Annotated in this window: 19 protein-coding genes and 1 tRNA gene; all 20 read left to right on the top strand. The window is 67.7% G+C overall.

Features of this window, described 5'->3' with window-relative positions:
- Positions 1–41: 41 nt before the first annotated feature.
- A complete protein-coding gene (locus ACGHX3_RS15165) occupies positions 42–3137 on the top strand; it encodes a TonB-dependent receptor domain-containing protein (protein ID WP_394695485.1) in 3096 nt (1031 codons plus the stop codon).
- A gap of 98 nt (positions 3138–3235) precedes the next feature.
- Entirely contained in the window at positions 3236–3874 is a 639-nt protein-coding gene (locus tag ACGHX3_RS15160) for an esterase/lipase family protein (RefSeq protein ID WP_394695484.1), read from the top strand.
- A 57-nt stretch (positions 3875–3931) separates the two neighbouring features.
- The gene (locus ACGHX3_RS15155) at positions 3932–4663 is read left to right on the top strand and encodes a YebC/PmpR family DNA-binding transcriptional regulator (RefSeq protein WP_162337754.1); all 732 of its coding nucleotides are present in this window, start codon (positions 3932–3934) and stop codon (positions 4661–4663) included.
- A 108-nt stretch (positions 4664–4771) separates the two neighbouring features.
- Positions 4772–5293: a crossover junction endodeoxyribonuclease RuvC gene (gene ruvC, locus ACGHX3_RS15150; RefSeq protein WP_394695483.1), complete on the top strand. Its 522-nt coding sequence runs from the start codon at positions 4772–4774 to the stop codon at positions 5291–5293.
- Complete coding sequence (gene ruvA, locus ACGHX3_RS15145) at positions 5290–5877, top strand: Holliday junction branch migration protein RuvA (RefSeq protein WP_162337756.1); 588 nt, start codon at positions 5290–5292, stop codon at positions 5875–5877. The genes ruvC and ruvA overlap by 4 nt, the downstream gene beginning before the upstream one ends.
- A 52-nt stretch (positions 5878–5929) precedes the next feature.
- Complete coding sequence (locus tag ACGHX3_RS15140) at positions 5930–7858, top strand: potassium transporter Kup (protein WP_394695482.1); 1929 nt, start codon at positions 5930–5932, stop codon at positions 7856–7858.
- 36 nt (positions 7859–7894) lie between these two features.
- Complete coding sequence (gene ruvB / locus ACGHX3_RS15135; RefSeq protein ID WP_162337758.1) at positions 7895–8935, top strand: Holliday junction branch migration DNA helicase RuvB; 1041 nt, start codon at positions 7895–7897, stop codon at positions 8933–8935.
- Positions 8936–8986: 51 nt separating this feature from the next.
- Positions 8987–9442, top strand: coding sequence for a tol-pal system-associated acyl-CoA thioesterase (gene ybgC / locus ACGHX3_RS15130; protein ID WP_313929113.1), 456 nt, complete (start codon positions 8987–8989; stop codon positions 9440–9442).
- Between the two features lie 39 nt (positions 9443–9481).
- Positions 9482–10255, top strand: coding sequence for a protein TolQ (tolQ, locus tag ACGHX3_RS15125; protein ID WP_213600671.1), 774 nt, complete (start codon positions 9482–9484; stop codon positions 10253–10255).
- 12 nt (positions 10256–10267) lie between these two features.
- Complete coding sequence (locus tag ACGHX3_RS15120) at positions 10268–10711, top strand: ExbD/TolR family protein (RefSeq protein WP_162337761.1); 444 nt, start codon at positions 10268–10270, stop codon at positions 10709–10711.
- Positions 10701–11738 (top strand): cell envelope integrity protein TolA, encoded by a 1038-nt coding sequence (tolA, locus tag ACGHX3_RS15115; RefSeq protein WP_213600670.1) that lies wholly within the window; start codon positions 10701–10703, stop codon positions 11736–11738. Before ACGHX3_RS15120 ends, tolA begins: the two co-directional genes overlap by 11 nt.
- Before the next feature lie 101 nt (positions 11739–11839).
- A complete protein-coding gene (tolB, locus tag ACGHX3_RS15110) occupies positions 11840–13159 on the top strand; it encodes a Tol-Pal system beta propeller repeat protein TolB (RefSeq protein WP_394695481.1) in 1320 nt (439 codons plus the stop codon).
- A gap of 65 nt (positions 13160–13224) precedes the next feature.
- A complete protein-coding gene (gene pal / locus ACGHX3_RS15105) occupies positions 13225–13740 on the top strand; it encodes a peptidoglycan-associated lipoprotein Pal (protein ID WP_313929116.1) in 516 nt (171 codons plus the stop codon).
- A 15-nt stretch (positions 13741–13755) separates the two neighbouring features.
- A complete protein-coding gene (gene ybgF / locus ACGHX3_RS15100; protein WP_313929117.1) occupies positions 13756–14577 on the top strand; it encodes a tol-pal system protein YbgF in 822 nt (273 codons plus the stop codon).
- 63 nt (positions 14578–14640) lie between these two features.
- On the top strand, positions 14641–15324 hold the full coding sequence (gene queE / locus ACGHX3_RS15095; protein WP_394695480.1) for a 7-carboxy-7-deazaguanine synthase QueE: 684 nt from the start codon (positions 14641–14643) through the stop codon (positions 15322–15324).
- 172 nt (positions 15325–15496) lie between these two features.
- A complete protein-coding gene (gene queC, locus ACGHX3_RS15090) occupies positions 15497–16162 on the top strand; it encodes a 7-cyano-7-deazaguanine synthase QueC (protein WP_394695479.1) in 666 nt (221 codons plus the stop codon).
- Positions 16163–16236: 74 nt separating this feature from the next.
- Positions 16237–16312, top strand: a tRNA-Lys gene (locus ACGHX3_RS15085).
- 67 nt (positions 16313–16379) lie between these two features.
- The gene (locus ACGHX3_RS15080; RefSeq protein ID WP_394695478.1) at positions 16380–17492 is read left to right on the top strand and encodes a PLP-dependent cysteine synthase family protein; all 1113 of its coding nucleotides are present in this window, start codon (positions 16380–16382) and stop codon (positions 17490–17492) included.
- 27 nt (positions 17493–17519) lie between these two features.
- Positions 17520–19547 carry a M3 family metallopeptidase gene (locus ACGHX3_RS15075; protein WP_394695477.1) on the top strand — a complete coding sequence of 676 codons (2028 nt, stop codon included), beginning with the start codon at positions 17520–17522 and terminating at the stop codon, positions 19545–19547.
- A gap of 118 nt (positions 19548–19665) precedes the next feature.
- Positions 19666–21846: a glycoside hydrolase family 3 N-terminal domain-containing protein gene (locus tag ACGHX3_RS15070; protein WP_394695476.1), complete on the top strand. Its 2181-nt coding sequence runs from the start codon at positions 19666–19668 to the stop codon at positions 21844–21846.
- The last annotated feature ends 5 nt before the right edge of the window (positions 21847–21851 follow it).

The following is a 21851-nucleotide window of genomic DNA, read 5'->3' as shown; positions in this document are numbered from 1 at the left end:
GATATCTCACATTTCCCAGCACGTCCAAGGGGGACGACTTGATGAAGACCACCACGCCGCACCGCCACACCGTCATGTCACTGGCTCTGGCCACCGCCCTCGGCGCATCGCTGATGGCCGCGGCCCCGGTGTCGGCGGCGCAGACATCGTCCACCCACCAGTTCGCGGTCGGCAGCCAGCCACTCGGCGATGCGCTCAACCGCGTCGCGCAGACGGCCGGCGTGCAGATCATGGTGCCGCCCGACCTGGTGCGCGGGCGCACCGCACCCACGCTGTCGGGGCAGTACACCGTCAACCAGGCGCTGGACAAGGTGCTGGACGGCAGCGGCCTGACCCATCGCAGCACGCGCGGCGGCGTCATCACGGTGGCGCGCGCGCAGGAGAGCACGACACCCGCGAAAGCCCCGGCGCCGGCACCGAAGCCCGTACCGGCGGCCGCGGAAAATCCTCCCGACACACAGGATCTGGCCGCCGTGCAGGTGACCGGCTCGCGCATCAAGCGCGCGGAGATCGAAGGCCCGTCGCCGGTCACCGTGATCACGGCGCAGCAGATGGAGAACGAAGGCCACGCCACCGTGTTCGAAGCGCTGGAAACCCTGGTGATGGCCGGCGGTGCCGTGGAAACGGAACTGTCGGGCGGCTTTTCGGCCAATGCGCACCCGCTGAACCTGCGCGGACTCGGTCCCGGCCGTTCGCTGCTGCTGATCGACGGTCGTCGCGCGGCCGATTATCCGTTCCCGTACGAAGGCCGCAGCAACTTCCAGAACTTCGGCAACATCCCGTCGGGCGCGGTCGAGCGCATCGAGATCCTGGCCGGCGGCGCATCGGCGATCTATGGCGCCGATGCGGTGTCCGGCGTGGTCAACGTGGTGATGAAGCGTGGCTATGAAGGCGATGTGTTCAAGCTGCGCGGCGGCACCAGCACGATGGGGGGCCGCGATCGCGTCGACGTGCAATGGACCGGCGGCCGGACCGGCGAGAACTGGAGCGTCACCTACGCGTTCCAGTACTACTACCAGGAGATGCTGTACGGCTTCCAGCGCGATGACTGGGACCTGCGCAACAATCCGGCCGCGGGTAGGATCGGCCCCGAACCCACTGCGGCGCTGCGCATCCGTCGCGGCGGCACCAGCAGCAGCAATCCGCTGATCGCCTTGCCGGCAGGCACCTGCCAGCGCTGGGGCGACGAGCTCGTGGACTTTACCTATCGTCGCATCAGCGGGGGCAACGTGCAGACGCTGGGCAATGCGTGCGGCAGCTGGAACGACGAGCGCTACGTGCACCTGAGCAAGGGCAAGAACGAGGCGGCCGCCTATGTGTTCGGCACCTACAACTTCACCGACACGCTGGAAGGCTGGGCGTCTGCGCAGGTGTGGGACTCCAAGGCCGAGTCGCTGGGTGGCTTCGAGAGCATCACCGGTCCCCATACCGACGGCGTCGGTCGCCGCGGTGACTTCTACGATCCCCAGTTCGGCGCCGTCATTGGTCCGACGCGGTTGCTCACGCCGGTGGATCTTGGCGGCGTGGAGAGCATGAACCAGCACTACAAGGAGCGCTCGTTCGATCTCGCGGTGGGGCTGCGCGGCAAGCTCGGCGACCGGTTCGACTGGGACGCGACGCTGAGCCGCGCCGAGTACGACTTCCAGCGTACCCGCCGCCGCATGGTCGGCAACCTGGTCAACGACTTCTTCTTCGGTCCGCAGCAGGGCACGCGGCCGAATGGCGTGCCGATCTACACGATGAACCTGGAGCGCTGGCTGCGTCCGCTGACGCCGGCCGAATACGCCTCGATTTCCACGCTGGCCAAGTACGAAGCCGAATCGTGGGTCACGACGGGCAGCTTCGTGGTGACCGGTGACCTGTTCGAGCTGTCCGCCGGTCCGGTCGGCATGGCGGTGGTGCTGGAGGCAAGCCAGCAAGGCTACGAACTGGACAGCGATCCGCGCGTGCAGCCTGGCGTCGTGCAGCTGTACAACCTCACCGGCACCAATGGTGGCGGTGAGCGCGACCGCTACGCCGCGGGCATCGAGTTCAGCATCCCGATCACCGAGACACTGAAGGCCAGCCTGGCGGGCCGCTTCGACAAGTACGACGACATCACCGCCGTGGACGATGCCAAGACCTGGAACGCGGGCCTGGAATGGCGGCCCATGGATTCGCTGCTGATCCGTGGCGCGTATGCGACCAGCTTCAAGGCGCCGGACCTGCACTGGGTCTTCAGCGAAGGCAGTGGCAGCTTCGGAAGCGCCACTGACACTTGGCGCTGCATGGCCAACGGCGCCAACCCAGGTTGCTCCGGCTATAGCTACTCGATGTTTTCGGTGACCCGCGGCGATCCTGCCCTGGAAGAGGAAACGGGCAAGTCCTGGAGTGCGGGTTTCGTGTGGGACATCGTTGATGGCTTGTCGATCAGCGCCGACTATTGGGATATCGAGCTGAATGGCGCACTGGAACGCTTGGCCACGGCGGATATCCTCGACGACGAAGCGGGCTGCCGTACAGGGCGAAATCGTGCGAATAACGATGCATTTGGTTTCGCGGCGGACTCGGGCTACTGCCAATTGATCACTAGCCTGGTGACGCGACGCCCGGAGGACGGACAGGCAATCGACCGTGTGGCGGAGGTGCGCTCGCTGCCGATCAACCAAGCATTCCGTCGCGTGGCCGGTATCGATGCAGGCCTCAATTGGCGTGTTAGTACAGAACGCTTTGGTCGTTACGGCGTTCGCCTCAACTGGTCACACACGCTGACTTCAGAGCGTCAGATCACTGCCACTGATCCGGTAGAGCGCCACTGGCGCGACGACGTGCGCAATCTTGATTTCCGGAGCCGCGCCACCGCCGGCCTTGACTGGAAGGGCGGCGACTGGACCGCCAGCCTGTTCACCACGCGGTACGGGACATTACCGAAGGTCGGAACCGAGCAGATCAAGGGACGCACCGGCGTGCACTACCTGTGGAATGCCAACGTCGGCAAGCAGATCACCGACAAGGCGCAGGTGAAGGTCTACGTCAACAACCTGTTCAACAACCTGCACCCGAACGACGAAACCAACAGCAGCTTCCCGTATTTCTACGACGTCTATAACCCCGTCGGTCGCGAGGTGGCGGTGCAGTTCGAGTACGCGTTCCGTTAGGAAGCGCCCGCAGGATGCGGGGGTGGTGGGGCGCCCGGGTGACCGGGCGCCCTTTTTTCTTGGTTGGCGCCGCGGTCTGCTTGACCCACACTGGCGCCATGGACGAATCGACGGACGCCACGCGGCGCATCGTGCTGGTACACGGCATCTGGAACGCGCGCTCCTGGCTGACGCCACTGGCGCGCCGGCTGAGGGGCGACGGCTTCGAGGTCGATGTGTTCGGCTATCCCAGTATCGTCGGTGGACCCGAGCCGGCGATCACGGCGCTCGTGGACCGGCTTCGTGGCGGTCCGCCGGTGCACCTGGTGGGCCACAGCCTGGGCGGCATGATCGCGCTGGAAGCGCTGCGTCGCGCGCCCGACCTGCCGGTGCAGCGCGTGGTCTGCCTGGGCTCGCCCCTCTGCGGCAGCCAGGCGGCGCGCAGCCTGGGACAGCGTCGCTGGACAGCGCCCGTGCTGGGCCGCAGCGGCACGCTGCTGCAGGCCGGGTGTGCGCCGTGGGCGGGGTCCGTGCCCGTCGGCATGGTGGCCGGCAACGTGGCGCGCGGCATCGGTCGCCTGATCGCACGCTTGGATGGCGAATCGGACGGCACGGTGGGCCTGTCGGAAACCCGCTTGCCGGGGCTGGCCGCGCACTGCGTGGTCCCCGCCAGCCACACGGGCCTGGTGTTCTCCGCGGACGCTGCGCGCCAGGCTGCCCGCTTCCTGCGTGAGGGCCGGTTCGACGGGCAGGACTGACGGCTGCACGGGGGCGCGTATAATCCGCGCCCTTGTCAGTGCACTCCGGAATCCACCATGGGCAGAGGCCCGTCGATCGAAGCCCGCAAGAACGCCACCGACGCCAAGCGCGGCAAGATCTTCACCAAGATCATCCGCGAGATCGGCGTGGCGGCCCGCGCCGGCGGTGGCGACCCCGCCAACAACCCGCGCTTGCGCGCGGCGGTGGACAAGGGTCTGTCGGCCAATATGTCGAAGGACGTCATCGAACGCGCCATCAAGAAGGCGACCGGTGAGCTGGAAGGCGTGGTCTTCGAGGAGATCCGTTACGAAGGCTATGCGCCGGGCGGCGTCGCGGTGATCGTCGACTGCCTGACCGACAACCGCGTGCGCACTGTGGCCGAAGTGCGCCACGCCTTCGGCAAGCACGGCGGCAACATGGGCACCGAGGGCTCGGTGGCCTTCATGTTCAAGCGCCTGGGCGTGCTGAGCTACGCGCCCGGTGCCGACGAAGAGAAGATCACCGAAGCCGCGATCGAAGCAGGGGCCGACGACATCGTCGTCTACCCGGACGACGGGTCCATCGACGTGGTCACCACGCCGGATGCGTTCCAGTCCGTGAAGGATGCGATGACGGCCGCCGGCCTGGCCCCGGACCATGCCGAGACCACCTACCGCGCCGACAACGACATCCGCGTGGAAGGCGAAACCGCCCTGCAGGTGAAGAAGCTTCTCGACATGCTGGAAGATCTGGACGACGTGCAGGACGTTTATTCCAACGCCGACCTGGGCGCGGACGTGTATGCGTAGGAGCAGTGAATGGGGATTTGTGATTCGTGATTCGCGAGTGCGCGTTTCCTTGATCATCTCCCCCGCTGCTTCTTCCAATCACGAATCACCCATCACGAATCACGTTCCGTGACCCGCATCCTCGGCATCGACCCCGGCTCGCAGCGCACCGGCATCGGCATCATCGATGTCGATGCAGCGGGCAAGGTCACGCATGTCCACCATTCGCCGCTAGTGCTGCTGGGCGCGGACGATTTTCCGCAGCGCCTGCGCCGCCTGCTGGACGGCCTGACCGAGGCCATCGCGACCTGGCAGCCGGACGAGGTGGCCATCGAAAAAGTCTTCATGGCGCGCAACCCCGATTCGGCCCTGAAGCTGGGGCAGGCGCGCGGCGCCGCCATCAGTGCGGTGGTGCTGCGCGACCTGCCGGTGCACGAATACGCGGCCAAGGAAGTGAAGCTGGCCGTCGTCGGCCGCGGCAGCGCCGAAAAGACCCAGATCCAGCACATGGTCGGCATCATGCTCAACCTGCACGGCAAGCTGCAGGCCGATGCCGCCGATGCGCTGGCGGTCGCCATCACCCACGCGCACGTGCGCGCCACGGCAAAGCGGCTGGGCGTGAGTTCGCAACTGGCCTGGAGCAGGAAATGATCGGACGTCTGCGCGGCATCCTGGCGTACAAGTCGCCGCCTTGGCTGGTGATCGACGTCGGTGGCGTGGGCTACGAGCTGGAGGCGCCGATGAGCACGTTCTACGACCTGCCGGACGTGGGGCGAGAGGTGCTGCTGTTCACCCACTACGCACAGAAGGAAGACAGCGTGTCGCTGTACGGCTTCCTGCGCGAGGGCGAACGGCGGCTGTTCCGCGACGTGCAGAAGGTCACGGGCATCGGCGCGAAGATCGCGCTGGCCGTGCTGTCCGGCGCCAGCGTGGACGAGTTCGCGCGCATGGTGCAGGCCGGCGACATCACCGCGCTGACGCGCATCCCCGGCATCGGCAAGAAGACGGCCGAACGCATGGTGGTGGAACTGCGCGATCGCGCAGCGGACCTGATGGGTACCGGCGTCGGTGGGATCACCGCGCTGCCGGTGGATCCGCAGTCCGAAGCCACCATCGCCCTGCAGCAGCTGGGCTACAAACCGGCCGAAGCCACGCGGATGGCGCGCGACGCCACCGCCGCCGGCGACGATGCCGCGACGATCATCCGCAAGGCCCTGCAGGCCGCGCTGCGCTGATCGCCGTTCTAGAGCATCCCTTCACTTCTACAGCGCTACCCTGCCGGCCGCCATGTCCACCCCATCTTCTTCTCACGCCGATGCCGGCAACAGCGGGCAGCACGGTCATTCGCAGGCAGGCATGGTCGCCCTGGTCGCCGGCGCGGTCGGGGTGGTGTTCGGCGACATCGGCACCAGCCCGCTGTACACGATCAAGGAGATGTTCCACCCGCACTTCGGGCTGACGCCGGACCCGAACACCGTGCGCGGACTGCTCTCGCTCGGCTTCTGGTCGCTGCTGCTGGTGGTGACCCTGAAGTACGTCATCGTCATCATGCGCGCCGACAACGACGGCGAAGGCGGCATCATGGCGCTGACCGCCCTGGCGCAGCGCAGCCTGGCCAAGGGTTCGCGCATGAGCTACACGGTCGGCATCCTCGGCATCTTCGGCGCGGCGCTGTTCTTCGGCGACGGCATGATCACGCCGCCGATCACTGTGCTGGGCGCGGTGGAAGGTCTGGAAGTGGTATCGCCGGTGTTCCGGCAATGGGTGGTGCCGATCAGCCTGGTCATCCTGACCGGCCTGTTCGCCATGCAGCGTTTCGGCACGGCGAAGGTCGGCAAGGCGTTCGGCCCGGTGATGATCACCTGGTTCATCGTGCTGGCCGGCTTCGGCATCTACAACATCGCGCACAACCCGTCGGTGCTGGCGGCGCTGAATCCGTACTGGGCCTGGCATTTCTTCACGACCCACGACTGGCACGCGGTGTTGATCCTCGGCGCGGTCGTGCTGACCGTGACGGGCGGCGAAGCGCTGTACGCCGACATGGGGCACTTCGGCAAGAAGCCTATCCGCTGGGGCTGGTTCGGTTTCGTGTTGCCAGCGCTGGTGCTGAACTACTACGGACAGGGCGCCGTGCTGCTGCGCCATCCCGAGGCCGTGGCGAACCCGTTCTACATGTCGATCCCGGGCTGGGCCCAGGTCCCGATGCTGGTGCTGGCGACGACCGCGGCGGCGGTCGCGTCGCAGGCCGTCATCACCGGTGCGTTTTCGGTGACGCGCCAGGCGATCCAGCTGGGCTACCTGCCGCGCCTGCACATCAAGTACACCTCCAAGGACACGATCGGCCAGATCTACGTGCCGTCGATCAACTGGATGCTGTACTTCGCGGTGATCGTGCTGGTGCTGAGCTTCCAGAGCTCCGGTGCGCTCGCCACCGCCTATGGCCTGTCGGTGACCGGCACGATGTTGATCGACACGCTGCTGCTGGCGATCGTGGCGTACACGCGCTGGCCGGATTCGCGCAAGTGGGTGCTGCCGCTGTGCGGCGTGTTCCTGGTCATCGACCTGGCCTTCCTGTTCGCCAACGGTGCCAAGCTGGTCACCGGTATCGGCGCCTGGGTGCCGCTGTTCATCGGCATCTCCGCCTTCACCATGATGCGCACCTGGCGCCGTGGTCGCGAACTGCTGCATGGCGAAGTGCAGAAGGAAGGCATCCGGCTGGATACGTTCCTGCCGGGCCTGATGCTGGCGCCGCCGGTGCGCGTGCCGGGTACGGCGATCTTCCTGACCGCCGACAAGGGCGTGGTGCCGCACGCGATGCTGCACAACCTCAAGCACAACAAGGTGCTGCACGAGCGCAACGTGTTCCTCACCGTGGAGACCCTGACGGTCCCCTACGCGCCGAAGAAGAAGCGGTTGAAGATCGAGCCGATCGGCGACGATTTCTACCGCGTGGTGATCAGCTACGGCTTCGCCGAAACGCCCGACGTGCCGCAGGCGCTGATGAGTTCTTGCGACCAGGGTGGCGTGTACTTCGATCCGATGGAAACCACGTATTTCGCCAGCCGCGAAACCATCGTCGCCGCACGTCACGGCGGCATGCCCATGTGGCGCGACAAGCTGTTCGCGGCCATGCATCGCAACGCGGCGCCGGCGACCGGCTTCTTCCGCATCCCGGGCAACCGGCTGGTCGAACTGGGCGCACAGGTCGAGATCTGACGGGGAACCGGTCGGCATTTCGGCCATAATCCCGCCATGACCGCCGACCGCATCATCGACTCCTCCGCCACCCGCGAAGACGACGCCATCGAAGCCAGCATCCGCCCCAAGCGGCTGGACGAATACCTGGGCCAGAAGCCGGTCCGCGAGCAACTGGACATCTACATCCAGGCGGCGAAAGGGCGCGGCGAGGCGCTCGACCACGTGCTGATCTTCGGTCCGCCGGGGCTGGGCAAGACGACGTTGAGCCACGTGATCGCCAACGAACTGGGCGTGAACCTGCGCGTGACGTCCGGCCCGGTCATCGAGAAGGCCGGCGACCTGGCCGCGCTGCTGACCAACCTGCAGCCGCACGACGTGCTGTTCGTCGACGAGATCCATCGCCTGTCGCCTGTCGTCGAAGAGGTGCTGTATCCGGCGATGGAAGACTTCCAGATCGACATCATGATCGGCGAAGGCCCGGCCGCCCGGTCGATCAAGCTGGACCTGCCGCCGTTCACCCTGATCGGCGCCACCACCCGTGCCGGCCTGCTGACCGCGCCGCTGCGCGACCGGTTCGGCATCGTGCAGCGGCTGGAGTTCTACTCGCCCGAGGAGCTCACCCGTATCGTGCAGCGCTCGGCCCGCATCCTCGGCATGGACTGCGTGCCGGAAGGCGCCGCCGAAGTGGCGCGCCGCGCGCGCGGCACGCCTCGCATCGCCAACCGCCTGCTGCGGCGCGTGCGCGACTATGCCCAGGTCAAGGCCAACGGCCACATCGATGTCGACGTGGCGCGTGCTGCCATGCAGATGCTCAAGGTGGACCCGGAGGGCTTCGATGAACTCGACCGCCGCATGCTGCGCACCATCATCGACAGCTTCGACGGTGGCCCGGTCGGCGTGGAGTCGCTGGCCGCGGCGCTCAGCGAAGAGCGCGGCACGCTGGAGGACGTGATCGAGCCCTACCTGATCCAGCAGGGCTTCCTGATCCGCACCGCGCGCGGACGCATGGCGACCCGCAAGGCCTACCTGCACCTGGGGCTGACGCCGAAGGGCAGGGTGCCGGAATCGGGCGATGCATCGGGTGAGCTGTTCTGAGCTCCACTGGTTACAGGTTGGTATGCACGACACCGTGCGGGAGCGGATGCTTTGACGACTGATTCGACGAGGATCGCCGTGGATACGGCTCCGTTCATCTTTCCGACACGCGTCTATTGGGAAGATACCGACGCCGGTGGCGTGGTGTACCACGCGCAATACGTCGCTTTCCTGGAACGGACCCGTACCGAATGGTTGCGGGCCCGTGGCCACGCCCAGGAACGACTGCGCCAGACCCACGACCTGGTGTTCGCCGTCCGTTCGATGCGCCTGGATTTCCTGCGCCCCGCCCGGCTCGACGATCTGCTGCAGGTCAGTGCGCGCATCCACCAGTGCAAGCGGGCCAGCGTGGTCTTTGCCCAGTCCATCGAACGGGACGGCGAGGTCCTGCTGACGGCGGAGGTGAAGGTCGCAGCGCTCCGCGCGTCGACGTTCAAACCCGCTGGGCTGCCCGATGCGTTGTACGAAGAGTTCCGCCGGCTCGAGTCCCCGGGCCAGCCGCTTTAACCCGACAAGCAACACGAACCGAGATACGAGGAACGACGGATGATCGCAACGCTGCTGGCTTTCCAGGAAGTCGTGACCGAGGCGCTGCCGCCCGAAGCGACGGCCGCTGCGGCAGAGGCGGCCGCCGCCACCACGCACAGCGGAATCAACTACATCGACCTGATGCTCAAGGCCAGCCTGCCGGTGCAGCTGATCGTGCTGCTGCTTCTGGTTGGCTCGGTGATCAGCTGGGTGATCATTTTCCGCAAGGGGCGCGTGTTCAAGACCGCGAACCGAGACGCCGACGAGTTCGAGGGTCGGTTCTGGTCCGGCGCCGAACTGCACAAGCTGTATGCCGGTGCCGCCGACCGCAACCGCGTGGTTACCGGCCTGGAGGCGATCTTCGAAGCAGGCTTCCGCGAATTCACCCGCCTGCGCGACAAACGTGGCCTCGATGGGCGTGCGCAGCTGGAAGGCGCGCAACGCGCCATGCGCGTGACCTATACGCGCGAAGTCGATCAGCTGGAGCGCAATCTGGAACTGCTCGCCAACATCGGCTCGACCGCGCCGTACGTGGGTCTGGTCGGCACCGTGTTCGGCATCATGGTGACCATGCACGACATGCTCAACAGCGGCGAGCAGGCGGGCATCGCCGCCGTCGCGCCGGGCATCTCGGAAGCATTGTTCGCCACCGCCATCGGCCTGTTCGTCGCGATCCCGGCGGTGTGGGCCTACAACCGCTTCACCACCCGCGTCGAGCGGCTGGCCGTGCGCTACGAGAGCTTCGCCGAAGAATTCAGCTCGATCCTGCAGCGCCAGAGTTCGGGCGAGTAATCGGGGCACGCCATGGCCGGAAGCATCTTCCATCGCAAGCGGCGCAAGCTGAAGTCCGAGATCAACGTCGTGCCCTACATCGACGTGATGCTGGTGCTGCTGATCATCTTCATGGTGACCGCGCCGCTGCTCACGCTGAGCGTGGACGTGAAGCTGCCGTCGTCCAACGCGAAGGCAGTGGAGACGCGCAACGAACCGGTCATCGTGGTCGCGTATCCGGACGGGCGCTTCGGCTTGAAGCTACCCGAAGCCAAGCAGCCTGAAGTGCTGGATGCGGCGACGCTGGAATCCCGCGTCGCGGCGATCCGTGCCGAGCAGGGCGACGAGCTGCGCATCATGGTGGCCGCCGAGGGATCCGCGCCCTACCAGAAGGTACTGGATGCGATGGACGTGCTGCGGCGGGCCAAGGTCGGCAATGTCAGCCTGATGACCAACGCGGGCGGCAATGCACGCTGAGGTGCTCCAGCGCCAGCGCCCCCCTGAAGAGGAAGGGCTCGGCCGGGCGGTGGCGTGGGCCATCGGCCTGCACCTGCTGCTGCTCGCGATCCTGCTGCTGTCGCCGTACTTCAAGTGGGACCGCGAGCGGCTGAATGCGGCCGGCTCGCAGTCGATGGAGGCCACGCTCGATGTGTCCGCCGCCGACCAGCGCGCGGTCGAGCGCGCGCTCGATTTCCAGCCGGCGCCGATGCCCGAGCCCGTGCAGGAGCCGGCCCCCGAGGACACCATTCCGCCGCCGCAGCCGATCCCCGAGCCGAGGCCGCAGGACGCACCTGTCGAGCGGCAGGCGCAGGCCCAGGAACGCATCCCCGTGCCCGACACCGTGGATCAGGATGAAGCGCGCCGCGACGCGATCTCGCAGGAGAAGGCACGCCAGGAGCAGGAGGCCAAGCGGCGCCAGGAACAGATCGACCTGACCGAGCGCAAGCGCCAGGAGCAGGCCGAGCAGCAGCGACGGCTGGCCGCCCAGCAGGAAGAGGACCGGCAGAAGCGCATCGCTGCCGAAGCCGCGCAGAAGGCCGAGGCCGACAAGAAGCGACTGGAGGAAATCCGTCGCCAGCGCGCCCAGGCCCAGCGGGAGCAGCAATTGGCCGAGCAGAAGCTGCGGCAACTGGCGGACGCACGTGCCCGGCAGGCGGCCAGCGCGGCGGCTCCCACATCGGCGCCCGCGACCGGCCCGGTCGGCAATGGCGGCACCGATGAAGACCTGCGCGGCCGCTATGCCGCCGCCATCCAGGAAGCGGTGCTGCGCCAGTGGACCCGCCCCGAATCGGTCCCCGTAGGTACCCGTTGCCGGGTGGTGATCCGCCAGTTGCCCGGTGGCGACGTGGTCAGCGCCGAAGTCCAGCCCGGCTGCGCCATGGACGCGGCGGGCCAGGATTCCATCGAGCGCGCGGTACTCAAGGCGCGGCCGCTGCCGTACCGCGGCTTCGAGTCGGTGTTCGCGCGGACCCTGACCCTCAATTTCGAGGCCAGGGACCGTTGACTTCACGCGGCGTTTCGCTCCATTCCGTTCACAATTGTTAAAACGTTCACGCGGGGACTGGTATCCCTTTGCCGCCCCGCACAACCGCAGAGTCGTTGCCCATGAAGAAACCGCTGCGCTGGTTCGCGTTGCTCCTGTTCACCCTCGTTCCGGCGCTGGCCTCCGCCCAGCAGCAGGGTCTGGAGATCGACATCATCGGCGGCAACGCCTCCGCCCTGCCGATCACGGTGGTGCCCATGCCCTACCAGGGCAGCGCCGCCGCGCCGCCGACCGACGTATCGGCCGTGGTGCGTGCCGATCTGGAGCGCTCGGGCGCCTTCCGCACGCTGCCGGAGGCGCGCATCACCGAACGTCCCACCCGCGGGGGCGAGATCCAGTACCCGACCTGGCAGGCCCTGCGCCAGGACTACATCGTGGTCGGCCGCGTGGTCGATGCCGGTGATGGCGGTTACCGCGTCGAGTACGAACTGTTCGACGTGGCGAAGCAGGAGCGCATGCTCGGCCTGGCCATGACCGCCCGCTCCAATGCGCTGCGTGACGTCGCCCACCAGCTGGCCGACGCCATCTACGAGAAGATCCTCGGCGTACGCGGCGCCTTCTGGACCCGCATCGCGTACATCACTGCCGCCGGCACCGGCAAGGCGACGCGCTACGCGCTGATGGTGGCCGATTCCGATGGCTTCAATCCGCAGACCGTCGTGCGCTCGGCCGAGCCGCTGCTGTCGCCGTCGTGGAGCCCGGATGGCCGCAAGCTGGCCTACGTGAGCTTCGAGAGCGGCAATTCGGCGATCTATATCCAGGACATCTCCACCGGTGCACGCGAGAAGATCGCCAGCTTCCGTGGCATCAATGGCGCGCCCTCGTTCTCGCCCGACGGTCGCCAGCTGGCGCTGACCCTGTCGCGCAGCGGCAACCCTGAGATCTACGTGATGGACCTGGGCAGCCGTTCGCTGCGCCAGCTGACCACCACGTCCGCCATCGACACCGAGCCGGTGTGGAGCCCGGACGGGGGCAGCATCTACTTCACCTCGGATCGTGGCGGTCGCCCGCAGATCTACCGCGTGCCGGCCAGCGGCGGTAGCGCCAGCCGGGTGACCTTCGAAGGCAACTACAACGCCACCGCCAGCATCGGCTTCGACGGCAAGAAGATCGCGGTGGTGCAGGGCAGCGGCAACAACTACCGGATCGCCCTGATGGATACCAGCTTGGGCGGCGCCCGCTGGACCTCGTTGTCGCCGGGCTCGCTGGACGAATCGCCGAGCTTCGCGCCAAACGCCAGCATGGTGCTGTATGCCGCGCGGGAAGGCGGAAGGGGCGTGCTGTACGCCGTTTCCGCCGACGCGCGCGTGCGCCAGCGCCTGGTCGTGGCCAATGCGGACGTGCGTGAGCCGGCGTGGTCGCCCTACCGCACCCAGCGTTAATTTTGTGTCTACAATGTGACTCCCGGTTCCACCGATCCCCCGTTCAAACGACGCAAGGAATGACCATGAACAACACCACCCGTGTTCTGCTGCTCTCCATGATGTCCGTGGCCGTGCTGGCTGGCTGCAAGAAGGACGTCAAGCCGACCCCGCCGACCGACACCACGACGACCACTCCGACCACCCCGACGGGCCCGACCACGTCCGGCGTGTACGGTCCGAATGACCTGGATACCGATGCCTGCCTGCGCCAGCGGGTGGTGTACTTCGACCTGGACCAGGACGCCCTGAAGCCGGAGTTCCAGGCCATCATGGGATGCCACGCCAAGTACCTGCGTGACCGTCCGTCCTCGCGCATCACGCTGGAAGGCCACGCCGACGAGCGCGGCAGCCGCGAGTACAACCTGGGCCTGGGTGAGCGCCGCGGCAACGCCGTGAATTCGGCCCTGCAGGCCAGCGGTGGTTCGGCCAGCCAGCTGACCGTGGTCAGCTACGGCGAAGAGCGTCCGGTCTGCACCGATTCCAGCGAGTCCTGCTGGTCGCAGAACCGTCGCGTCGAGATCGTCTACACGGCCAAGTAAGCCGTCGTCGTCACGATGATCGCGAAGAAGACGTACCTGCTGGTCCTGGCGGCGGCCCTCGTGGCCGCCGCTCCCGCGCATGCGCAACGCGTCAGCCTGGCCGATCGCGTGGCCGCGCTGGAGGCGAAGGCCAACAACCCGCAGCAGAACCTGGACCTGCTCAACAAGGTCACGCAGCAGGAAGCGGAACTCCGCGAGCTGCGTGCCCAGCTGGAGCAGCTGCAGAACGAGAACGAGCAGCTCAAGCAGCGCGGCCGCGACCAGTACCTCGACCTGGACGGTCGCCTCAACCGTCTGGAAGGCGGCGCGGCACCGGCCCCGGCCGGCACGCCGGCCACTGCTCCCCCGCTGGGCAATGCGCCGGCCACTGCACCGGCGCCAGTCGATGCCGCGATGGCTGAGGCAGCGCCCAGCGTCCATGGCGACATGGGCGCGCTGTCCGCCGCCGGCGACGAACGCACCGCCTACAACGTCGCCTTCGACCGGCTGAAGGCCGGCGAATATGCCGATGCGGCACAGCTGTTCACCAGCTTCCTGCAGCTCTATCCCGGCGGCGTGTATGCGCCCAACGCGCTGTACTGGCTGGGCGAGAGCTATTACGTCACCCAGAATTACGCGCTGGCCGCGGACCAGTTCCGCGCATTGCTGGCGCAGTACCCGACCCACGACAAGGCGTCCGGCGCCCTGCTGAAGATCGGCCTGTGCGACTACGGACTGGGCAAGCTGCCCGAGGCCGAGCGCACCCTGGGCGAAGTCATTGCCAAGTACCCGGGCACCGACGTCGCCCGCACGGCCGACGACCGCCTGCGCGCCATCCAGCTCGGCCGCCTGCGCTGAGCTGCCTTCGTCCGGCCCTTCATGGCCGGATGACGGGCCGCCAGGGCGTATCATGCGCACCCCATGAATGACGCCGCCCGCCCCAGCGAAATCGTCCAGTCCCCGCTGGAACGCCTCAAGATCACCGAGATCTTCCTGTCCTTGCAGGGCGAGGCGAATGCGGTCGGCTGGCCCACGGTTTTCGTCCGCCTGACCGGCTGCCCGCTGCGCTGCCAGTACTGCGACACCGCCTACGCCTTCCATGGCGGCGATTGGCGCGAGATCGACGACATCGTGGCCGAGGTCGCCGCCTACGGCGTCCGCCACGTCTGCGTCACCGGCGGCGAACCGCTGTCGCAGAAGCGTTGCCTGCTGCTGCTGCGGAAGCTGTGCGACGCCGGCCTCGATGTGTCGCTGGAGACCTCGGGCGCGATCGACATCGCCGATGTCGATCCGCGCGTGTCGCGCGTGGTCGACCTGAAGACACCGGGCTCCAACGAGATGGCGCGCAACCGGCTGGAGAACCTGCCCCTGCTCACCGCGCGCGACCAGGTGAAGTTCGTGCTGTGCGGGCGCGCCGACTACGAATGGGCACGCGACATGCTCGCCGAGCATAGGTTGGCCGAGCGCTGCGACGTGCTGTTCTCGCCCAGCAAGTCCGAACTGTCGCCACGCGAGCTGGCCGACTGGATCGTCGAGGACCGCCTGCCGGTGCGCTTCCAGATGCAGTTGCACAAGCTGTTGTGGAACGACGAGCCGGGGAGGTGAGCGGACGGTACTGAGTGGGGCGGTTGTTGCCGTCATCCCAGCGCACGCTGGGATCCACTTGCTTTCCGCTTGGACAAAAATCAGACGCAACGGCACCATGGATCCCAGCATGCGCTGGGATGACGGGTCCGACGTTCCCACGCCTTACCACTGATCACGAATCACGAATCCCATGAAAAATGCCGTCGTTCTCCTGTCCGGAGGCATGGACTCCGCCGTCGTCGTCGCCATCGCCCGTGAGCAGGGCTTCGCCGTGCATGCGCTCAGCGTGCGCTACGGCCAGCGGCACACCTCCGAGCTCGATGCCGCCGCGCGCGTCGCCGCCACGCTGGGCGCCGCCGCGCACAAGACCGTGCACGTGGACCTGCGCAGCATCGGCGGCTCCGCGCTGACCGACGACATCGACGTGCCGGAAGCCGGTGGGCCGGGCATCCCGGTGACCTACGTGCCGGCGCGCAACACCATCATGCTGTCGGTGGCGCTGGGCTGGGCCGAGGTGCTGGGCGCGAACGACATCTTCTGCGGCGTCAACGCGGTGGACTATTCGGGGTATCCGGATTGCCGGCCCGAGTTCATCGAAGCGTTCGAGAAACTCGCCAACGTGGCGACCAAGGCTGGCGTGGAAGGCGCGGGCCTGCGCATCCAGGCGCCGCTGCTGCACATGAGCAAGGCCGACATCGTGCGCGAGGGCGTGCGCCTGGGCGTCGATTTCGCGCAGACCGTCTCCTGCTACCAGGCCGACGCGGAAGGCCGCGCCTGCGGCCACTGCGATGCCTGCCGCCTGCGCGCGGCCGGCTTCGCGGACGCCGGCGTGCCGGACCCCACGCACTACGTGTGAGCCGGTCGGATTTCGCCCCTTCGCGGACGATGCGCTAGAATGCGCGTCCCGGTGCAAGGCCGGGATGCGTTTCCGGGCCGTTAGCTCAGTCGGTAGAGCAGAAGACTTTTAATCTTTTGGTCGAAGGTTCGAATCCTTCACGGCCCACCACGCACATCCCGCCGACGCGCCATGACTGCGCTGCGTTCGCGTCGGCGCCCGGCAGGGAATCCCACGAGTGACCACGGCAGCGCGTGACTGGACGGCGCAGGCGATCCAGCGCATCGAGGCGGACTACAACCGGTCCGCCGACACCCACCTGATCCCGCTGCCGCTGCCCGGCTTTCCCGGCATCGACGTCTATCTGAAGGACGAATCCAGCCACCCGACCGGCAGCCTGAAGCACCGGCTGGCGCGCTCGCTGTTCCTGTATTCGCTGGCCAACGGCTGGCTGCGCGAGGGTGCGCCGGTGATCGAGGCGTCCAGTGGTTCGACGGCGGTGTCCGAAGCCTACTTCGCGCGTCTGCTCGGCCTGCCCTTCATCGCCGTGATGCCGTCGTCGACGTCGCCCGACAAGATCGCCGCGATCCAGTTCCAGGGTGGGCGCTGCCATCTCGTCGAGCAGGCGGCCGAGATCAACGAAGTTTCCCGGCGACTGGCGCAGGAGAGCGGGGGCCATTTCATGGACCAGTTCACCTACGCCGAGCGCGCCACCGACTGGCGGGCGAACAACAACATCGCCGAGTCCATCTTCAAGCAGATGGAGGCCGAGCCGCATCCGGTGCCGGCGTGGATCGTCTGCAGTCCGGGGACCGGCGGCACCAGCGCCACGCTGGGGCGCTACGTGCGTTACCGCCGGCATCCGACGCGCGTGCTGTGCGCGGATCCAGAGCATTCGGTGTTCTTCGACCGGTATCGCGGCGCCTGCGCCGGTGGCGACGATACGACGCTGACCTGTGCGCGCGGTTCCGGCATCGAGGGCATCGGCCGCCCGCACTGCGAGCCCAGTTTCATCCCCGCCTGCATCGACGCCATGGTGAAGGTGCCGGATGCCCTCAGCCTGGCGGGCATGCGCCACGTCAGCGCGGTACTGGGGCGGCGTGTCGGCGGGTCGACCGGCACCAATTTCGTCGGCATCCTGGCAGCCGCGGCGCGCATGCGCGAGGCGGGCGAAGCCGGCTCCATCGTCAGCATCCTGTGCGACAGCGGCGAGCGCTACGCGCACAGCTACTACAACCGGGACTGGTATCTCGAGCGCGGCATCCCCATCGTGGACAGCGACGATGCGATCGCCGCCGCCGTGGCCGGGCGCGGGCTGCCTTCGCTTGCGCAGGCCGACTGGCCGGACTGAATCCCTTTTGTTGAACGAGGCATCCCCATGACCAACCCGTTGCTCGACTTCTCCGGCCTGCCGCATTTCGACGCGATCCGTCCCGAGCACATCGCACCGGCCATCGACCAGTTGCTGGCCGAGGCCGAGGCGGCGGTGAAAGCGACGGAAGCCGTCGCCCCGGTGACCTGGGACGCGTTCGTCGTGCCGCTGGACGACGCCACCGAGCGCCTGGCGCGTGGCTGGAACCAGGTCACCCACCTGGAAGCCGTGGTGAACACGCCGGCGCTGCGCGCCGCCTACAACGCGCAACTGGCCAAGGTGACGCGCTTCTGGAGCGCGCTGGGGCAAAACCTTGCGCTGTACCGCCAGTACCGCACGCTGGCCGATGCACCCGAGGCGGCGCAATACGACGACGCGCGCTGCAAGGTGCTGGACAACGCGCTGCGTGATTTCCGCCTTGGTGGTGCCGAGCTGCCGGACGAACAGAAGGCGCGCTTCGCCGCGGTGAAGGAGGAACTCGCCGGCCTGGCGGCGAAGTTCTCGCAGAACGTGCTCGATGCGACCGACGAGTATGAGTTCTGGATCAAGGACAAGCAGCACCTCGGTGGCTTGCCGGCCGACGTGGTGTCGGCGGCACGTGCCGCGGCCAAGGCCGACGACGAGCCCGGCTGGAAATTCACCCTGCAGATGCCGTGCTACCTGCCGGTGCAAACGTATGCGGACGATCGCGCGCTGCGCGAGACGCTGTACCACGCGAATGCGGTGCGCGCGTCCGAGCTGGCCGACAACGAGGCGCTGGACAACTCCGCGCTGATCGATCGCATCCTCGCACTGCGCACCGAACTCGCTGCACTGCTCGGCTTCGCCAGCTACGCGGAGTATTCGCTGGCCACCAAGATGGCCGACACGCCGGATGAAGTGCTGGCGTTCCTGCGCGATCTCGCCGCGCGCGCCAGGCCGCATGCGCAGCGCGACCGCGAGGAACTGGAAACCTTCGCCCGCGAGCAGCTCGGCCTGGAGACGCTCGAAGCCTGGGACCTGGCCTATGCAAGCGAGAAGCTCAAGCAGGCGCGCTACAGCTTCTCCGCGCTGGAGGTGAAGCAGTACTTCACCGAGCCCGCGGTGCTGGCCGGGCTGTTCGGCGTGATTGGCGATCTCTACGGCCTGCGCGTGGAGCAGGACGAAGCGCCCACCTGGCATCCCGACGTCCGTTTCTACCGGCTGGTGGATGGCGACGGTGCGCTGGTCGGCCAGTTCTACCTCGACCTCTACGCGCGCGAAGGCAAACGCGGCGGTGCGTGGATGGACGACTGCCGCAACCGCCGCGACACCGCGCGCGGTGCGCAAACGCCCCTGGTCTATCTAGTGTGCAACTTCGGCAAGGGCATGGACGGCACGCCGGCCACCTTCAGCCACAACGACGTGACCACGCTGTTCCACGAAATGGGCCACGGCCTGCACCAGCTGCTGACACAGGTCGGCGAACTGGGCGTGGCCGGGATCAACGGCGTCGAGTGGGACGCGGTGGAACTGCCCAGCCAGTTCATGGAGAACTTCTGCTGGGAATGGGAGCGCGTGCAGGCGATGACCGCGCACGTGGACACCAGCGAACCGCTGCCGCGCGCCCTGTTCGACCGGATGGTCGCGGCGAAGAACTACCAGAGCGGCATGGCCACCGTGCGCCAGCTCGAATTCGGCCTGTTCGACATGCAGCTGCACAGCGGCTTCGATCCCGCCGACGACAGCGTGCTTGCGTTGCTGGATCGCGTGCGCGCCGAGGTGGCGGTGAACCTCCCGCCGGACTGGAACCGGTTCCCGCACCAGTTCAGCCACATCTTCGCCGGCGGCTACGGGGCGGGGTACTACAGCTACAAGTGGGCCGAGGTGCTCAGTGCCGACGCCTACGCCGCCTTCGAGGAGGCGCCGGCGGAGGTCGCCGACACCGGCGCGCGCTTCCGCCGCGAGGTGCTGGCGCGTGGCGGAAGCCGGCCGGCGGCCGAGAATTTCCGCGCCTTCCGCGGTCGCGCGCCCCGGATCGACGCGCTGTTGCGCCACGCCGGCATGGCCGGCTGAGCGCCGCGGCAACCCCGGAGGGCAGGGCGGAACCCGCTTCCGGCTGGTTTGACCCTGCCTGTAAACGTTTTCATAATGGCTCCCCCGCAACACCGGCGTTCCCGGGAGGACCGCTTACATGCCGCATCAGCGAAGGATCGAAGGCCTGATTGCCGGGATGACGCTGGAGGAGAAGATCGGCCAGCTCGGCGCTTTCGCCGATGCGCTGCGACCGTTCGCCTTCGAGGTCAATCCGGAGACCTTCGCGCGCGATGCCGAGCAGGTACGCGAGCAGATCCGCAGCGGCCGTGTCGGCGCGCTGTTCAACGGCGTGGGCGCGGCGGAAGGCCGCGAGGCACAACGCATCGCGGTGGAGGAGAGCCGGCTCGGCATTCCGCTGCTGCTGGGCGCCGATGTCATCCACGGCATGCGCACGGTATTCCCGATCCCGCTGGGCGAAGCGGCCAGCTTCGAACCCGACCTCGCCGAGCGCACCGCGCGCGCCACAGCGAAGGAAGCCACCGCCGCAGGCATCCACTGGACCTTCGCGCCGATGGTCGATGTCGCGCGCGACCAGCGGTGGGGTCGCGTGGCGGAAACCTCGGGCGAGGACGTGTACCTGTCCTGCGAGTTCGCCACCGCCCGCGTGCGCGGCTTCCAGGGCGATGATCTGACCGCTCCCGATTCGCTGCTGACCACGCCCAAGCACTTCGCCGCCTATGGCGCGATCTCGGCGGGCCTGGACTACAACTTCGTCGACATGGCGCCGCAGACGCTGCGCGACGTGCACCTGCCGCCGTTCAAGGCCGCGATCGATGCCGGCGCGCTGACGCTGATGAGTTCGTTCAACGACATCAACGGCGTGCCGGCCTCGGCCAACCGCGAGCTGCTGACCGACATCCTGCGCGGCGAGTGGAAGTTCGAAGGCTTCGTCGTTTCCGACTACACCTCCGACCTCGAACTGATCGCGCACGGCTACGCCAGCGACGAGTCCGACGCGGCACAGAAGGCGCTGTCGGCCGGCCTGGACATGAGCCTGCAGAGCGGCATCTACGCCGGCCACGTCGCCACGCTCGTGGCCGAAGGTCGGCTGAGCATGGACGAGGTCGACGAGGCCGTGCGCCGTGTGCTGCACGTCAAGGCGGCGGTCGGCCTGTTCGACGATCCCTACCGCTGCCTCGACGCCGAGCGCGAGGCCGACCTGTCGCACATCGCCGCGCATGACGCGCTGGCGCGTGACTGCGCGCGCCGCTCCATCGTGCTGCTGAAGAACGACGGCGACCTGCTGCCGCTGAAGAAGGCCGGCCAGCGCATCGCGCTGATCGGGCCGTTCGCGCAGGACACCGCCAACCTCGGCGGCTGCTGGAACATCTTCGGCGACGCCTCGCGCATGGTGGACGTGGAAACCGGCGTGCGCGCCGCGCTGGACGATCCGTCCGCGCTGGTCGTGGTGCCGGGCAGCGGCATCGAAGACGCGCTCGACGGCGGCCTCGACGCCGCGGTCGCCGCCGCGCGCGATGCCGACGTCGTGCTGCTGGCCGTGGGCGAACCGCACGAGTTCTCCGGCGAAGCGCAGTCGCGCACGCAGATCGTGCTGCCCGCCGCGCAGCAGGCGCTGGCCGAGGCGGTCGCCGCCACCGGCACGCCGGTCGTCGTGCTGCTGCGCAATGGTCGCGCGTTGGCGCTGGACGGCGCGGTGCGCGATGCGCAGGCGATCCTGGTGGGCTGGTTCCTCGGCACGCAGACCGGTCCGGCCATCGCCGACGTCGTGTTCGGCGACTACAGCCCGTCCGCGCGCCTGCCGGTGAGTTTCCCGCAGGACACCGGCCAGCAGCCGTACTTCTACAACCACCCCGCCACTGGTCGGCCCAACGTGCCTGGCACGCCGCGCTTCTTCCAGACGCGCTGGCGCGAAGTCACCCACGCCGCGCTGTATCCGTTCGGCCATGGCCTCTCGTACACCCGCTTCGACTACGGCGTGCCGCAGCTCGATACGCAGACGCTGGGCTGGGACGACACGCTGACCATCTGCACGCGCATCACCAATAGCGGTACCCGCGACGGCGAAGAAGTCGTGCAGCTGTATCTGCGCGACCGCACCGCCAGCCGCGTACGTCCGGTGCGCGAGCTGAAGCGCTTCCGCAAGATCGCGCTGGCTGCGGGCGAGTCGCAGGACGTCGAATTCACGCTGACGCGCGCTGATCTGGAGTTCCATGGCGTCGACAACCGGCCGGTCGCCGAGCCGGGCCTGTTCGACCTGTGGGTGTCGCCGTCCAGCGCGGTTGGCGACGCGGTGCCGTTCGAACTGCTCGCGCCCTGAGTCCC

It is taken from the genome of Pseudoxanthomonas japonensis, assembly GCF_043632995.1.
Lineage (GTDB): Bacteria > Pseudomonadota > Gammaproteobacteria > Xanthomonadales > Xanthomonadaceae > Pseudoxanthomonas_A > Pseudoxanthomonas_A japonensis.
Note: the sequence above shows the minus strand (reverse complement) of the source record. Positions and strands in the feature narration are given on the sequence as shown.

Coding starts and splice junctions, on each gene's coding strand:
- pal (WP_313929116.1), top strand. CDS start 13,225: ATGAACAACACCACCCGTGTTCTGCTGCTCTCCATGATGTCCGTGGCC.
- ACGHX3_RS15120 (WP_162337761.1), top strand. CDS start 10,268: ATGGCCGGAAGCATCTTCCATCGCAAGCGGCGCAAGCTGAAGTCCGAG.
- ybgF (WP_313929117.1), top strand. CDS start 13,756: ATGATCGCGAAGAAGACGTACCTGCTGGTCCTGGCGGCGGCCCTCGTG.
- ACGHX3_RS15070 (WP_394695476.1), top strand. CDS start 19,666: ATGCCGCATCAGCGAAGGATCGAAGGCCTGATTGCCGGGATGACGCTG.
- queE (WP_394695480.1), top strand. CDS start 14,641: ATGAATGACGCCGCCCGCCCCAGCGAAATCGTCCAGTCCCCGCTGGAA.
- ruvB (WP_162337758.1), top strand. CDS start 7,895: ATGACCGCCGACCGCATCATCGACTCCTCCGCCACCCGCGAAGACGAC.
- ACGHX3_RS15155 (WP_162337754.1), top strand. CDS start 3,932: ATGGGCAGAGGCCCGTCGATCGAAGCCCGCAAGAACGCCACCGACGCC.
- tolQ (WP_213600671.1), top strand. CDS start 9,482: ATGATCGCAACGCTGCTGGCTTTCCAGGAAGTCGTGACCGAGGCGCTG.
- ACGHX3_RS15160 (WP_394695484.1), top strand. CDS start 3,236: ATGGACGAATCGACGGACGCCACGCGGCGCATCGTGCTGGTACACGGC.
- ACGHX3_RS15140 (WP_394695482.1), top strand. CDS start 5,930: ATGTCCACCCCATCTTCTTCTCACGCCGATGCCGGCAACAGCGGGCAG.
- ruvA (WP_162337756.1), top strand. CDS start 5,290: ATGATCGGACGTCTGCGCGGCATCCTGGCGTACAAGTCGCCGCCTTGG.
- tolA (WP_213600670.1), top strand. CDS start 10,701: ATGCACGCTGAGGTGCTCCAGCGCCAGCGCCCCCCTGAAGAGGAAGGG.
- tolB (WP_394695481.1), top strand. CDS start 11,840: ATGAAGAAACCGCTGCGCTGGTTCGCGTTGCTCCTGTTCACCCTCGTT.
- ACGHX3_RS15165 (WP_394695485.1), top strand. CDS start 42: ATGAAGACCACCACGCCGCACCGCCACACCGTCATGTCACTGGCTCTG.
- queC (WP_394695479.1), top strand. CDS start 15,497: ATGAAAAATGCCGTCGTTCTCCTGTCCGGAGGCATGGACTCCGCCGTC.
- ACGHX3_RS15075 (WP_394695477.1), top strand. CDS start 17,520: ATGACCAACCCGTTGCTCGACTTCTCCGGCCTGCCGCATTTCGACGCG.